This is a genomic window from Bradyrhizobium ottawaense, from assembly GCF_002278135.3.
Lineage (GTDB): Bacteria > Pseudomonadota > Alphaproteobacteria > Rhizobiales > Xanthobacteraceae > Bradyrhizobium > Bradyrhizobium ottawaense.
The window spans coordinates 8,215,211-8,228,931 of the sequence record NZ_CP029425.2; the positions used below are offsets into that span (position 1 = coordinate 8,215,211).

Genomic DNA, 13,721 nt, shown 5'->3' on the forward strand with positions numbered 1-13,721 from the left:
GCCAGCGGCCAAGGCGTACGACGAGTAACATACGCATGTATCAGTGGGACTTCGGCATCCTCTGGAGCTATCGCTGGCTGTTTCTCAACGGACTCGGCGTCACCGTCGGCTTCACCGTCGTCATCGTCGTGTGCGGGCTGCTGTTCGGCCTGTTCGGAGCGTTCGGGACCCTGTCGCGGTTCAAGGCGCTGCGTCTTCTCGCGCTCACCTTCATCGAGGCGTTCCGCTGCACGCCGATCCTCGTGCAGCTGATCTGGTTCTATTACGCGCTGCCGATCCTCGCCGGCGTCGAGATGACGCCGATCACGGCCTCGGCGCTGGCGCTCTCGCTCTATGGCGGCTCGTTCTATTCGGAGATCATCCGCGGCGGCATCATCTCGATCGACCGCGGCCAGTCCGAAGCCGGCGCCGCGCTGGGCATGACGCCGATCCAGACCATGCGGCGCATCGTGCTGCCGCAGGCGATCAAGCGCATGATCCCGGCGCTGATGAACCAGTCGATCATCCAGTTCAAGAACACCTCGCTGGTCTCGGTGCTGGCGGTGCCCGACCTCGTCTATCAGAGCCAGGTCGCCGCCCATGACAGCTACCGGCCGCTGGAGACCTACACCGCGGTCGCGGTCGCCTATGCGGCGATCCTGATCCCGCTCACCATCCTCGTCCGCCGCGGCGAGAAGCGACTGGCGGTCAGCGAATGAGCGAGACGCAAAAGATCGAGATCCGCAGCCTTCGCAAGAGCTTTGGCAGCAACGAGGTTTTGAAGAACATCAATCTCGAGGTCGCCAAGGGCGGCGTCGTGGCGTTGATCGGCCCGTCGGGCTCCGGCAAGTCGACTCTGCTCCGCTGCATCAATCTGCTGGTCGTGCCCGACGGCGGCAGCGTCCGCGTCGGCGACACGCGCTTTGCATTTGGTGAAGGTGCAAAACTGCCTGATGTGAAGACGCTGGCAAAATTCCGCGCTACCACCGGCATGGTGTTCCAGCATTTCAACCTGTTCCCGCACATGACGACGCTTGAGAACGTGATGGAGGGACCGGTTACGGTGCGGCGCATGGCCAAGGCGGACGCGGAGACGCTCGCGCGTGCCCAGCTCGCCAAGGTCGGCCTTGCCGAGAAGGCCGACCAATATCCGGCGACGCTGTCCGGCGGACAGAAGCAACGCGTCGCCATCGCCCGCGCGCTGGCGATGGAGCCCGATGTGATGCTGTTCGACGAGGCCACCTCTGCGCTCGATCCTGAATTGGTCGGCGAGGTGCTGAGCGTGATCCAGCAACTGGCCTCCGAAGGCATGACCATGGTGATCGTGACCCACGAGATCGCCTTTGCCCGTGAGGTCGCCGACCGCCTCATCTTCATGCGCGACGGTGTCGTGGTCGAGGAAGGCCCGGCGCGGCAGGTGATCGACAATCCCAGGGAAGCCGCCACGCGTGCCTTCCTCAGCCATTTCCACCGCACCGGCGCGCTGCCGACGGCCACAACGGCATCGTGATGTCCGATATCAACCGCGTCTATCTCGTCACCGGTGCCGCCAGCGGCATCGGCCGTGCCACCGCAAAGCTGCTCGCGGCGCCCGGCACCGCACTTCTGCTGCACACGCGATCGAACGCGGAAGGTCTTCAAGACACCGCAGTGGACATTGAAGCGAAGGGCGCCGTGGCCGCAAAATGCCTCGGCGACCTCGCCGAGGAGAGCGCGGCCACCGTCGCCATCGCCGCCGCGAAAGCCGCCTTCGGCCGGCTCGACGGATTGATCCTGGTCGGCGGCCATGCCCGCCGCGGCAGCGCGATCGGCACGCCGGCCGATCAGTTCCGGCAGGCGATGGACGAGTCGGCGCTGGCCTTCACGCGTCTTGTTGATGCCGCGCTCCCACTGCTGCGCGCGGGGCATGATGCACGGATCGTCGCCGTGTCCTCCTTCGTCGCACATGCGATCCGGCCCGAATTCGCACCGTTCGCGGCAACGGCCGCGAGCCGTTCCGCGCTGGAAGCCTTGGTGAGGCTGACCGCGATCGAGCTCGCCAGCGACGGCATCACCGTCAACGCGGTGTCGCCGGGCCTCATCATCAAGGACAAGCCGGGCGAGAGCCGGCTGTCGCCCGAGCAGATCGCGGCGACCGAAGCGCTGATCCCGATGCGCCGCCGCGGGCGACCGGAAGAGGTCGCCGAGATCATCGCCTTCCTGGCATCCCCCAAAGCATCCTACGTCACCGGCCAGGTCTGGCACGTCAATGGAGGCCTGACATGAGCGAAGCGACCGTCGAACGTCTCAGGCTGTTCCTGATCGAAAGCCCGATCAAGATGGCGCGCCTGCAGGGCGTCGGCAACGTCAAGGGCACGGTGAAGCGCGTGCTGATCGAGCTCACCGCGAGCGATGGCGTGATCGGCTGGGGTGAAGCCGCGCCATGGGAGGTGTTCACGGGAACGCCGGAAGCCGCGTTCGCCGCGCTCGACATCTATCTGCGTCCCATCGTGCTCGGCAAGCCGGTGCGCCGGATCCGCGCGCTGATGACAGAGCTCGACCGCGCGCTGGTCGGCCATGCCGAGGCCAAAGTTGCCATCGAGATGGCGCTGCTCGACATCGTCGGCAAATCGTCGGGGCTGTCGGTTGCCGACCTGCTCGGTGGCCGCGTGCGCGACACGATTCCCCTCTCCTTCTCCATCGCCGATCCGGATTTCGCCGCCGACCTCGAGCGCATGCGAAAGATGGTTCCGGACGGCAATGTCATCTACAAGGTCAAGACCGGCGTGAAACCGCACCGCGAGGATCTCGATCATCTCGAGGCGATCCGGAAAGAATTCGGCGACAAGGTCGATCTGCGCGTCGACTACAACCAGGCACTCGCGCCATTCGGCGCCATCAAGATCTTGCGCGATGTCGAAGAGTTTGCGCCAACCTTCATCGAGCAGCCGGTGCCGCGCAAATACCTCGACGTGATGGCGCAGCTCACCGCCGCGCTGGAAACGCCCGTGCTCGCCGACGAAAGCTGCTTCGACCGCCGCGACATGATGGAAGTGGTGCGCCGCGAAGCCGCCGATGCCGTTTCGATCAAGCTGATGAAGGCCGGCGGCCTGTTCGAGGCGCAGGCGATCATGGCGATCGCCGACATCGCCGGGCTGCCCGGCTATGGCGGCACGCTGTGGGAAGGCGGCATTGGGCTAGCCGCCGGCACGCAGCTGATCGCGGCGACGCCGGGCATCTCGCTCGGCTGCGAATTCTACATGCCGCACCACGTGCTGACCGAGGACGTGCTGGAAGAGCGCGTCGCCAACCGCGCCGGCCATGTCGTGGTGCCCGACGGGCCCGGCCTTGGCATTCGCGTCAGCGAAACCTCGGTCCGCGCCAATGCGCGGGTGCTGGCGGAGGCGTAGTTTCCGTCATTCCGGAGCGCGCGCAGCGCGAGCCCGGAATCCATAACCACAAGGCGAGGTTGGCGCGCGAGCCGGCAACCACGAGTCTTCGCCACACGACTGCCTGTGGTTATGGGTCCCGGATCTGCGCTTCGCTTGTCCGGGACGACGACCGCGTATGCGGTGACAGCGGGGCGCCATCCTTCCCCTCAGGGAATCCCTATCGTATGGTCGTGCCGAACACGCCCGAACCCACCGGGCCATCCGGAAACGCATATGCCCGAACCCGCCTGGTCGCTGCACTCCCGCCTGAAAGAGGACACCATCGACATCGGCGATCTGCCGCTGTCGAAGGTGCTGGTCATCAAGGATGCTCATTATCCCTGGCTCCTTCTGGTTCCTCGGCGCGCCGATGCGGTCGAGATCATCGATCTCGACGAGGTGCAGCAGGCGCAGCTGATGACGGAGATCTCCCGCGTCTCGCGCGCGCTGAAGGAGATCACCAGATGCGACAAGCTCAATGTCGCGGCGCTCGGCAACCTCGTGCCGCAGCTTCACGTTCACATCATCGCGCGCCGCACCAGTGACGCGGCCTGGCCGCGGCCGGTCTGGGGCGTGATGCCGCCATTGGCGCATGACGCCGCAGAGGTTCAGAATTTCATCAGCGCGCTTCGCCGCAAGATCTGGTTGGGTTGAAAGAACGATAATGTCAGCATTCAACGCATTTCCGCTGGGACAGCCGGCCTTCGTCACCAACATCCTCGATCGCGCCGCGCATCTGCGCCGCGACGACCAGAAGCTGTTCGCGATGGAGCAGAAGCCGACCTCGCGCGCCTATGTCGTTTATCGCGACTCGCTCCTGGTCAAGCGCGAGGGCGACAAAATTCGCGCGCTGCTCTCGATCGACGAGGCGCTGAAGTGCGGCGCCAATCCCGGCACGATCTTCCTGGGGCTGCGGGATGGCGCCGCGATGTTCGGCATGGGCCTGTCGCAGGCCGCCGCCGAGAAGCTGGTGGGACGCGAGGACTACACCGTGACCGAGCTGCGCGGCATGGCGATGCAGGGCGCGATTCCTCCCGACCAGCTGTCGGCGATCGCGATGGCGAAGTCGATGGTCGGCTGGCACCAGCGCCACGGCTATTGCGCCAATTGCGGCTCGCGCAGCGCGATGAAGGAAGGCGGCTGGAAGCGCGAGTGCCCGGCTTGCAAGGCCGAGCATTTTCCCCGGACCGACCCTGTCGTGATCATGCACGTCGCCTCCGGCGACAAGTGCCTGCTTGGCCGCCAGAAGCAGTTTCCGGCAGGGATGTATTCCTGCCTCGCCGGCTTCGTCGAGGCCGCCGAGACCATCGAGGACGCGGTGCGCCGCGAGATCCTGGAAGAATCCGGGATCCGCTGCACCGACGTGCAATATTACATGACGCAGCCCTGGCCCTATCCGTCGTCGCTGATGATCGGCTGCAGCGCGCGAGCTGTGAGCGAGGACATCATCGTCGATCACTCGGAGCTTGAGGATGCGCGCTGGTTCACGCGCGAGGAGGCAGCTCTGATGCTGACGCGGACGCATCCGGACGGGCTCGCCGGCCCGCATCCCTTCGCCATCGCCCATCATTTGCTCGGCCGCTGGGTGCACGACAAGAGCTGACCGCCGATGGCCGCACCCGGGATCGCGCCGCGAATCCTCTGCATCGGCATTCCGGTGCGCGACCTCACCTTTCGGGTCGAGTCCGTGCCGGCGCGCGGCAGCAAGGCCAACGCCAGCCACCTCGCCGAGATCTGCGGCGGCAACGCGCTCAATGCCTCGATCGCGATTGCGCGGCTTGGTGGTCACGTCTTCTTCGCTGGCCCCATGGGCGATGCGCGGGAGACATCGAGCGGCTTCATCCTCGACCAAATGGCGCAGGAGGGCATCGACACCACGCATATCGTGCGCATGCCTGATATGACCACGCCGGTCTCGGCGATCATGATCGATCCCTCGGGCGAGCGGACGCTCACGATCTATCGCGATCCCGGCCTGTGGCGCGTGAAGCTGCCCAATGCCGACGAATTGCTGGCCGATTGCCGTGCGGTCCTCGTCGAAAGCCGCTGTGCCTCATTCTGCGTTGATCTCTGCGCCGAGGCCCGGCGACGCGGCATTCCCGTCATCGTCGGCGTCGATCGCGCGATGTCGTTGCAGGACGGCCTGCTGACCGCCGCCTCGCATCTGCTGTTCGCCAGCGAGCAGGTGCAGGAGACCGCCGGCATCGCCGACGACGCCAAGGCGTTGCAACGCCTGGCCAGGCTGACGCCGGCCTTCCTTGCCGCGACCCGCGGTCCGCTCGGTACGATCTGGCTGAACGAGGCAGGCGAGCCGGAAGAGACGGCGGCCTTCCCGGTCCAGGCGGTCGATACGCTCGGCGCCGGCGACGTCTTTCATGGCGCCTTCGCGCTTGGCCTCGCCGAGGGTAAGGGGGTGCCGGAGGCGCTGCGATTCGCCGCGGCTGCTGCACCACTGAAATGCACCCGCCATGGCGGCGGCATGGCTGCACCCCAACGTATTGAAGTTGAAGGATTTTTGCGAGGGAGGCCCTAGAGCAATTCCATCGATGAGCCGAGATTATGGGCTTGCTGGGGAAAGATTTTCTCTATATCAGGGAAATCAGCCCCTGAAATGGAACAAAGTTCTTCAAATGACCGACCTCGCCGTCCAGATCCCCGAGACCAGCCGCCGCCTCGATGCCATCGACCGCAAGATCCTGATGGTGCTGCAGGAGGATGCCTCCCTGTCCGTCGCCGAGATCGGCGACCGCGTCGGCCTGTCCTCGACCCCCTGCTGGAAGCGCATCCAGCGCCTGGAGGCTGACGGCGTGATCCTGAAGCGGGTGGCCCTGGTCGACCAGAACAAGATCGGGCTCGGCATCTCCGTGTTCGTCTCGGTGGAGAGCTCCGACCATTCCGACGCCTGGCTGAAGAAATTCGCCGAAGCCGTCAGCGCGATGCCCGAGGTGATGGAGTTCTATCGCATGGCCGGCGACGTCGACTACATGCTGCGCGTCGTGGTCGCGGACATGCAGGCCTATGACGTGTTCTACAAGAAGCTGATCAGCGCCGTGCCGCTGAAGAACGTCACCTCGCGCTTCGCGATGGAGAAGATCAAGTCGGTGACAGCGCTGCCGATTCCGGCGGTGGTGGCGGCTTAGCTGCTCGACGGAGGACGACGCTCCTTCGGCAATCGTCATGGCCGGGCTTGTCCTGGCCATCCACGTCCTTGCATTCGCGCAAGAGGAGAGGCGTGGATGCCCGGGACAAGCCCGGGCATGACGGCGGAGATAGCGGCGTCCAGTATCTCTGAAACTGCTCAAATCGTCTGATTGTACTCGCCGACCTCGGGATGCGTACGCAGCACGCTGTTCACCATCTCGAACATGTCGTGCATGCGCTGCTCCGAGACCGGACTCTCGACCACGACGACGAGCTCGGGCTTGTTCGAGGAGGCGCGCACCAGGCCCCAGCTGCCGTCCTCGACCGTGACGCGCACGCCGTTGACGGTGACGAGGTCGCGGATCGCCTGTCCCCCGATCCTGGCGCCCTTGGCCTGCAAGCCCTCGAAATGCTTCACCACCTGGTCGATGACGCCGTACTTGGTCTCGTCGGCGCAATGCGGCGACATGGTCGGCGACGACCATGTCTTCGGCAGCGCGTTCTTCAGGTCCGCCATCGACTTGCCCGGCGCGCGGTCGAGCATGTCGCAGATCGCGATCGCCGACACCAGGCCGTCGTCATAGCCGCGTCCATACGGCTTGTTGAAGAAGAAATGGCCGGACTTCTCGAAGCCCGCCATCGCGCCGGTCTCGTTGGTGCGGCGCTTCATGTAGGAATGGCCGGTCTTCCAATAGGCGACCTTGGCGCCCTGCTTCTGCAGCACCGGATCGGTGACGAACAGGCCGGTCGACTTCACGTCGACGATGAACTGCGCGTCCTTGTGGATCGCCGACATGTCGCGCGCCAGCATCACGCCGACCTTGTCGGCAAAGATCTCCTCGCCGGTATTGTCGACGACGCCGCAGCGATCGCCGTCACCGTCGAAGCCGAGGCCGACATCGGCCTTGTGATGCAGCACCGCATCGCGGATCGCGTGCAGCATCTCCATGTCCTCGGGGTTCGGATTGTATTTCGGGAAGGTGTGGTCGAGCTCGGTGTCGAGCGGGATCACTTCGCAGCCGATCGCCTCCAGCACCTGCGGCGCGAAAGCGCCGGCGGTACCGTTGCCGCAGGCCGCGACGACCTTGAGCTTGCGCTTGAGCTTCGGACGATTGGTGAGATCGGCGATGTAGCGCGCCGGGTAGTTCTCGTGGAACTGGTAGGAGCCGCCGGCCTTGTTCTTGAACTCCGCGTTCAGGACGATCTCCTTCAGCCGCGTCATCTCGTCGGGGCCGAAAGTCAGCGGACGGTTGGCGCCCATCTTCACGCCGGTCCAGCCATTGTCGTTGTGCGAGGCGGTCACCATCGCAACAGCGGGCACGTCGAGATCGAACTGCGCGAAATACGCCATCGGCGTCACCGCAAGACCGATGTCATGCACCTTGCAACCCGCAGCCATCAGGCCGGAGATCAGCGCGTATTTGATCGAGGCCGAATAGCCACGGAAATCATGCCCGGTGACGATCTCCTGCTTGACGCCGAGCTCGGCGATCAGCGCGCCCAGCCCCATGCCGAGCGCCTGCACCCCCATCAGGTTGATTTCCTTCTGGAACAACCAGCGCGCGTCGTATTCGCGAAAGCCCGTAGGCTTCACCATCGGCTCGGATTCGAAGGCGTAGGTGTTGGGCAAAAGGACGGATTTCGGCTTCGGGAACATTGAGATGGTCTCGTGAAGGGCAGGAATTGAGGCAGCCTTAGCGAATGCAGGGCCGCAGCGGAAGGCGGGAATGAAGGCTTATGGCCGATAATTGCGGCAGTTTGGTAACGAAGAAACGTTACCGCGAGGGCAGTACCAAATGTATGACCGGAATGAGCTAACTCTGCAGTCGTGCAATCTCCTCTTCGACGACTGCCTTGAGAGCCGGCAGAGCCTGCTGAACAGTTTCCCACACAAGATGTGCAGCAACATCTTCATAGTTGTGGCGATAGACATTGCCCGCCGCCGCCATCTGTCTCCATGCAATGGCCGGGTGCCTGGTCTTCAGATCCTCTGGGGGCGGCGAGACGCTTCTGAAATGATCTCCAGACATCGCGTAACGGCATAGACCGCCCGGAGGTCCGCCGCGAACGCCTCGCGATCGAGACTTCCGACGAACTCGGTCGCCAAGTCGATGTGATGCAGGATGTCCCGCAGGGTCCCGTCGATGCGATCAGAAGGCATAGACGGCATCGGCCGTCGCGGCAGGAGCGACGTATGATTTCAGACCATCGCGATTGACGACGTCGACCGGGCCGTCAAACAGATTGGAAATGTATTCCTTGAGTTCGACGTAGTCGAACACAGTGATCCGCGCATCTGGATCAATCTCGACCATGATATCAACATCGCTGCCGGAGTGATTTTCACCCCGCGCCATCGAGCCGAACAACGCGGCATGCAAAACGCCCCGCTCGCGAAGGGCGCGTTCGGACTTTCGCAGGATCGCCATTGCATCGGGTCCATTCATGGACAGAATATAGCACCCTGTTCGGCCCGGCGGGAGCCCCCGCCAATGCCCCTCCGGGCGGGCCTACTGCTCCAGCACCATCTGGCCGTTGGAATATTCGAAACGCTTCAGGCGGGACAGGAAAGACAGGCCGAGCAGGTTCTCCGACAGCGCCTCGTCGGGCAGCACCATGGCGTCGACGTCGCGCACGACCAGACCGCCAACCTCGAGCATCGCGATGCGGGTGCGCGCGGCCTTGATGGTGCCGTTGGCGGTGGAGACGGTGGCGTTGTAATCGCTGCGCGAAGGACGCAGGCCAAAGCGGGCCGCCGAGGTCTCATTCAGCGCAACCACGGAGGCGCCGGTGTCGAGCATGAAGCCGATGCGCTGACCCTCGATCCGGCCTTCGGTCTGGAAATGACCCCGGCCATCGCGGGAAACGGCGAGGCTGCGGCCCCCGGCGGGCGCAGTGGCCGCGACGGCGACAGTGGTGCGCGGCGCCGAGCTTGCGGAGGCGGAGCTCATCCTGTCCGCCATCTGCGCCATGAAGGTGCCGAGGCCGATCATGACGGCTGCGATGATCATAATGTTACGCATCACACCACTTCCGAGCCGGAAAGCTCGATTTCAACACGCGGCACACCAAGCCGCGAGCATTGCTGCGGCCAGAGCGATGCTATTTTGACGAAAAGGATGAGCGGACGGTTAATGCGCCCTCACGTCCCGCGCGGCTTGGCCCGCCGGGTCGGCACGGCGCTGGCCGGATCGTCCGGCCAGGGATGACGGGGATAGCGGCCGCGCAGGTCGGAACGGACCGCGGCGTAGCTGCCGCGCCAGAAACCGGGAAGGTCGCGCGTCACCTGCACCGGGCGCTGCGCCGGCGACAGCAATTCCAGCACCAGCGGCACCTTGCCGGCGGCGATCGAGGGATGGCTGTTGAGGCCGAACAATTCCTGCAGCCGCACCGCGATGGTCGGCCCCTGCTCGGCCTCGTAGTCGATCGCGAGCATGCTTCCGGTCGGCGCCTCGAAATGCGTCGGCGCCTCGCGCTCGAGCCGCGCGCGCATCTCCCACGGCAGCAGCGCCATCAGCGCGTCGGAGAGATCGCCGGGCGAAATGTCCTTGAGCGCGATCTTGTCGTAGAGCGCCGGCACCAGCCAGTCGTCGCGGCGCGCGATCAATCCCTCGTCGGACAGGTCGGGCCAGCTGTCGCCCTCGGCCTTGCGCAGGAACATCACCCGGTCGCGCCATTGCTTTGCAGCCTTCGACCAGGGCAGCCGATCGAGGCCGGCGGCGATCAATCCATCCGCGAAAATGCGCGCGGTATCCTCGGAGGGCGAGACGGCAAGTGTGGCTTCGGACAGTGTGATCGCATGCAGCACGCGCTTGCGCCGCGCGCGCAACGCCATCGCGCCGCGGTCGAACGAAATCTCGTCGGCGCTCTCGATATGCTCGGCGAAATGCCGCTCGATCTCGCTCTCAGTGATCTGCGCGGCGAGCAGGATACGCCCGCTCGCCGCCGTCCCGGTCATCTCGCCGATCGCGATGTAGGGCGCGCGGGCGAGCGAGGAGGTCTGCTCGACGACGGCGCCACGGCCGTTGGCCAGCACGAAACTGCCATTGCCGCGATTGCGCGCGACGCGATCGGGGAAGGCATAGGCGAGCATCAAGCCGGTCGAGAGATCATCCTGCGGTCCCGCCTTCTCCGAAGCCGCCACTTGCGAGGCCCAGCGCCGCGCCAGATCGCGCGCGCTGGCGGCGCGCGGCGAACGGTCGCGGCGAAACTGATCGCGCCGATGCTCGAGATCGACGCTGTCGCCGCCAAGCCCGCGCTCGGTGATGATGGCCGCGATCTCGGCGGCGGCTTCGCCCTCGCCTGCGCGATGCGAATCCACGATCATGCGCGCCAGCCGCGGCGGCAGCGCCAGTGCACGCAGGCTTTTTCCCTCTGCGGTGATGCGGCCATCGCCATCGAGTGCGTTGAGCTCGGAGAGGAGGCTTTTTGCCTCTTTCCACGCGGGCGCCGGCGGCGGATCGAGGAACGACAGCGCGGCGGGATCGCTCACACCCCATTGCGCGAGATCGAGCACCAGCGAAGACAGGTCGGCGCTCAAAATTTCCGGCTGGGTGTAGGGCGCGAGCGAAGCCGTCTGCGGCTCGTCCCAGAGCCGGTAGCAGACACCCGGCTCGGTGCGGCCGGCGCGACCGCGGCGCTGATCCACTGCCGCACGCGCGGCGCGCACGGTCTCGAGCCGCGTCAGCCCGATGTCGGGCTCGTAGCGCGGCACGCGGGCAAGACCGGAATCGACCACGATGCGTACGCCTTCGATCGTCAGCGAGGTCTCCGCGATCGACGTCGCCAGCACCACCTTGCGCATGCCTTTGGGTGCAGGCGAAATGGCGCGATCCTGCACGGCGGCATCGAGCGCGCCGAACAGCGGCACGATCTCGATCGAGGCGTCCTGCACGCGCTCGCCGAGGAAATTCTGGGTGCGGCGGATTTCGGCGGCGCCCGGCAGGAACGCCAGCACCGAGCCGCTGTCGGCACGCAGCGCGGATGCGATCGCATCCGCCATCTGCCGCTCAATGGGCGCATCCGCCTTGCGGCCGAGATAGCGCGTCTCGACGGGGAAGGCCCGCCCCTCGCTCTCGACGACGGGCGCTTGCCCAAGCAGCCTTGCGACGCGCGCGCCATCGAGCGTCGCCGACATCACGAGGATGCGCAGGTCTTCGCGCAGACCGGTCTGCGCATCGCGCGCCAGCGCGAGGCCCATATCGGCATCGAGCGAGCGCTCGTGGAATTCGTCGAACAGGATGGCGGCAACGCCTGACAGCTCGGGATCGTCGAGGATCTGGCGGGTGAAGATGCCTTCTGTCACCACCTCGATGCGCGTGGTGCGCGAGATCTTCGAGCCGAACCGGACGCGATAGCCGACGGTCTCGCCGGCGCGCTCGCCCAGCGATTTGGCCATGCGGTCGGCGCTGGCGCGCGCCGCGATACGCCGCGGCTCCAGCACGATGATCTTCTTGCCCTTCGCCCAGGGCGCATCGAGCAAGGCCAGCGGCACGCGCGTGGTCTTGCCGGCCCCGGGCGGCGCCACCAGCACGGCGGCATTGCTGGCCTCCAGCGCGCGCGACAAGTCGTCGAGCACGGCATCGATCGGGAGGGGTGTGTCGAAACTGCGGGGCAAGATCTCGCATCCGTCATCACCCGCCTTGCGCGCCGGGCGGGTGATCCAGTCAACTCAGATCCCGATCATCACGAAGATCGGGATTACTGGATACCCCGCCTTCGCGGGGTATGACAATCGTGTGTGGCGATCAGCCCTGCACAGGCGGGCGGCCGATGCTGTCATAGGTGAAGCCGGCGGCTTCCATGTCTTCGGGGCGGTAGATGTTGCGCAGGTCGACGACCACGGGCTGCGCCATGACGCTCTTCAGCCGGTCGAGATCGAGCGCACGGAACTGCACCCATTCGGTGACGATGACGAGCGCGTCGGCACCTTGCGCACAGGAATAGGCGTCCTCGCAATAGGTGATATCGGGCAGCTCGCCCTTGGCCTGCTCCATGCCGACGGGATCGAACGCCTTGACCGTCGCGCCCATGTCGATCAGGCCTGTCACCAGCGGGATCGACGGCGCATCGCGCATGTCGTCGGTGTCGGGCTTGAAGGTGAGGCCGAGCACCGCAATGGTCTTGCCGCGCAGCGAGCCGCCGAGCGCCTGGCTGACCTTGCGCGCCATCGCGCGCTTGCGATTTTCGTTCACGGCCAGCACGGATTCGACGATGCGCAGGGAGACGTCGTAATCCTGCGCGATCTTGATCAGCGCCTTGGTGTCCTTCGGGAAGCACGAGCCGCCGAACCCGGGACCGGCATGCAGGAATTTGGTGCCGATGCGGTTGTCCAGGCCAATGCCGCGCGCGACCTCCTGGACGTTGGCGCCGGCCTTTTCCGAGAGATCGGCGATCTCGTTGATGAAGGTGATCTTGGTCGCGAGAAACGCGTTCGCGGCGTATTTGATCATCTCGGCGGTGCGACGCTCCGTGAACATCAGCGGCGCCTGGTTCAGCGACAGCGGACGGTAGATGTCGCCCATCACCTTGCGGCCGCGCTCGTCGGAGGTGCCGACCACGACCCGATCGGGAAATTTGAAGTCACGGATCGCCGCGCCCTCGCGCAGAAATTCTGGATTGGACGCGACCACGACGTCGGCTTTGGGATTGGTCTCGCGGATGATGCGCTCGACCTCGTCGCCGGTGCCCACCGGCACGGTCGACTTCGTCACCACGACGGTGAAACCGGTGAGCGACCGCGCGATCTCCTTCGCTGCGGCGTAGACATAGGAGAGGTCGGCGTGGCCGTCGCCGCGCCGCGACGGCGTGCCGACCGCGATGAACACGGCATCGGCATCGGCGACCGGCTTGGACAAATCGGTGGTGAAGTCGAGCCGCTTGGCCTTGACGTTGGTCGCGACCAACTCGTCGAGGCCGGGCTCGTAGATCGGGATCTCGCCGCGATGGAGCGCCGCGATCTTCTTCTCGTCCTTGTCGACGCAGGTGACGTCGTGACCGAAATCAGCAAAGCAGGCTCCGGACACCAGTCCCACGTAACCCGTGCCGATCATCGCGATGCGCATGAAAATCCCTGTTCTAGATTGGTTAACGAAACCCCGACACGAGGCGGTTTAGCATTTTCCCGAGGGGAGGGAACAGTCCGCAGGCAAAAAAGCGGCATGGGAATTGAACCGGTAAAGAAGTCGGAAA

At 65.3% G+C, this 13,721-nt stretch carries 15 protein-coding genes; 8 read left to right on the forward strand and 7 right to left on the reverse strand.

Features of this window, described 5'->3' with window-relative positions; all coding sequences use genetic code 11:
- Window positions 1-35: 35 nt before the first annotated feature.
- From CIT37_RS38420 to CIT37_RS38455, 8 genes are all read left to right on the forward strand, one after another.
- Complete coding sequence (locus tag CIT37_RS38420) at window positions 36-698, forward strand: amino acid ABC transporter permease (RefSeq protein WP_028140846.1); 663 nt, start codon at window positions 36-38, stop codon at window positions 696-698.
- The gene (locus CIT37_RS38425) at window positions 695-1,489 is read left to right on the forward strand and encodes an amino acid ABC transporter ATP-binding protein (RefSeq protein WP_095425064.1); all 795 of its coding nucleotides are present in this window, start codon (window positions 695-697) and stop codon (window positions 1,487-1,489) included. The genes CIT37_RS38420 and CIT37_RS38425 overlap by 4 nt, the downstream gene beginning before the upstream one ends.
- On the forward strand, window positions 1,489-2,244 hold the full coding sequence (locus CIT37_RS38430) for an SDR family NAD(P)-dependent oxidoreductase (RefSeq protein WP_095425063.1): 756 nt from the start codon (window positions 1,489-1,491) through the stop codon (window positions 2,242-2,244). Before CIT37_RS38425 ends, CIT37_RS38430 begins: the two co-directional genes overlap by 1 nt.
- On the forward strand, window positions 2,241-3,368 hold the full coding sequence (locus tag CIT37_RS38435; protein WP_095425062.1) for a muconate cycloisomerase family protein: 1,128 nt from the start codon (window positions 2,241-2,243) through the stop codon (window positions 3,366-3,368). Before CIT37_RS38430 ends, CIT37_RS38435 begins: the two co-directional genes overlap by 4 nt.
- Before the next feature lie 255 nt (window positions 3,369-3,623).
- The gene (locus CIT37_RS38440; protein ID WP_028140850.1) at window positions 3,624-4,043 is read left to right on the forward strand and encodes an HIT domain-containing protein; all 420 of its coding nucleotides are present in this window, start codon (window positions 3,624-3,626) and stop codon (window positions 4,041-4,043) included.
- A 10-nt stretch (window positions 4,044-4,053) separates the two neighbouring features.
- Window positions 4,054-4,992 carry an NAD(+) diphosphatase gene (gene nudC, locus CIT37_RS38445; protein WP_028140851.1) on the forward strand — a complete coding sequence of 313 codons (939 nt, stop codon included), beginning with the start codon at window positions 4,054-4,056 and terminating at the stop codon, window positions 4,990-4,992.
- Between the two features lie 6 nt (window positions 4,993-4,998).
- Entirely contained in the window at window positions 4,999-5,922 is a 924-nt protein-coding gene (locus CIT37_RS38450) for a sugar kinase (RefSeq protein ID WP_095425061.1), read from the forward strand.
- A 97-nt stretch (window positions 5,923-6,019) separates the two neighbouring features.
- A complete protein-coding gene (locus tag CIT37_RS38455) occupies window positions 6,020-6,529 on the forward strand; it encodes an Lrp/AsnC family transcriptional regulator (RefSeq protein WP_011090847.1) in 510 nt (169 codons plus the stop codon).
- A gap of 158 nt (window positions 6,530-6,687) precedes the next feature.
- Here CIT37_RS38455 and CIT37_RS38460 read toward each other — a convergent pair whose 3' ends face one another.
- The 7 genes from CIT37_RS38460 to CIT37_RS38490 all read right to left on the reverse strand — a co-directional run bounded on the left by CIT37_RS38460 (window position 6,688) and on the right by CIT37_RS38490 (window position 13,594).
- On the reverse strand, window positions 6,688-8,187 hold the full coding sequence (locus CIT37_RS38460; protein WP_095425060.1) for a phosphomannomutase/phosphoglucomutase: 1,500 nt from the start codon (window positions 8,185-8,187) through the stop codon (window positions 6,688-6,690).
- A gap of 157 nt (window positions 8,188-8,344) precedes the next feature.
- Complete coding sequence (locus tag CIT37_RS38465) at window positions 8,345-8,479, reverse strand: HepT-like ribonuclease domain-containing protein (RefSeq protein WP_259217911.1); 135 nt, start codon at window positions 8,477-8,479, stop codon at window positions 8,345-8,347.
- Between the two features lie 32 nt (window positions 8,480-8,511).
- Entirely contained in the window at window positions 8,512-8,700 is a 189-nt protein-coding gene (locus tag CIT37_RS38470) for a HepT-like ribonuclease domain-containing protein (RefSeq protein WP_333909149.1), read from the reverse strand.
- Window positions 8,681-8,959, reverse strand: a complete 279-nt coding sequence (locus tag CIT37_RS38475; protein ID WP_312015374.1) for a nucleotidyltransferase family protein — start codon at window positions 8,957-8,959, stop codon at window positions 8,681-8,683. Before CIT37_RS38475 ends, CIT37_RS38470 begins: the two co-directional genes overlap by 20 nt.
- Before the next feature lie 81 nt (window positions 8,960-9,040).
- Window positions 9,041-9,553 (reverse strand): TIGR02281 family clan AA aspartic protease, encoded by a 513-nt coding sequence (locus tag CIT37_RS38480; protein ID WP_028140855.1) that lies wholly within the window; start codon window positions 9,551-9,553, stop codon window positions 9,041-9,043.
- Window positions 9,554-9,672: 119 nt separating this feature from the next.
- Window positions 9,673-12,147: an ATP-dependent helicase HrpB gene (gene hrpB, locus CIT37_RS38485; RefSeq protein WP_038973190.1), complete on the reverse strand. Its 2,475-nt coding sequence runs from the start codon at window positions 12,145-12,147 to the stop codon at window positions 9,673-9,675.
- Between the two features lie 130 nt (window positions 12,148-12,277).
- Complete coding sequence (locus CIT37_RS38490) at window positions 12,278-13,594, reverse strand: UDP-glucose dehydrogenase family protein (RefSeq protein WP_028140857.1); 1,317 nt, start codon at window positions 13,592-13,594, stop codon at window positions 12,278-12,280.
- Window positions 13,595-13,721: the final 127 nt, after the last annotated feature.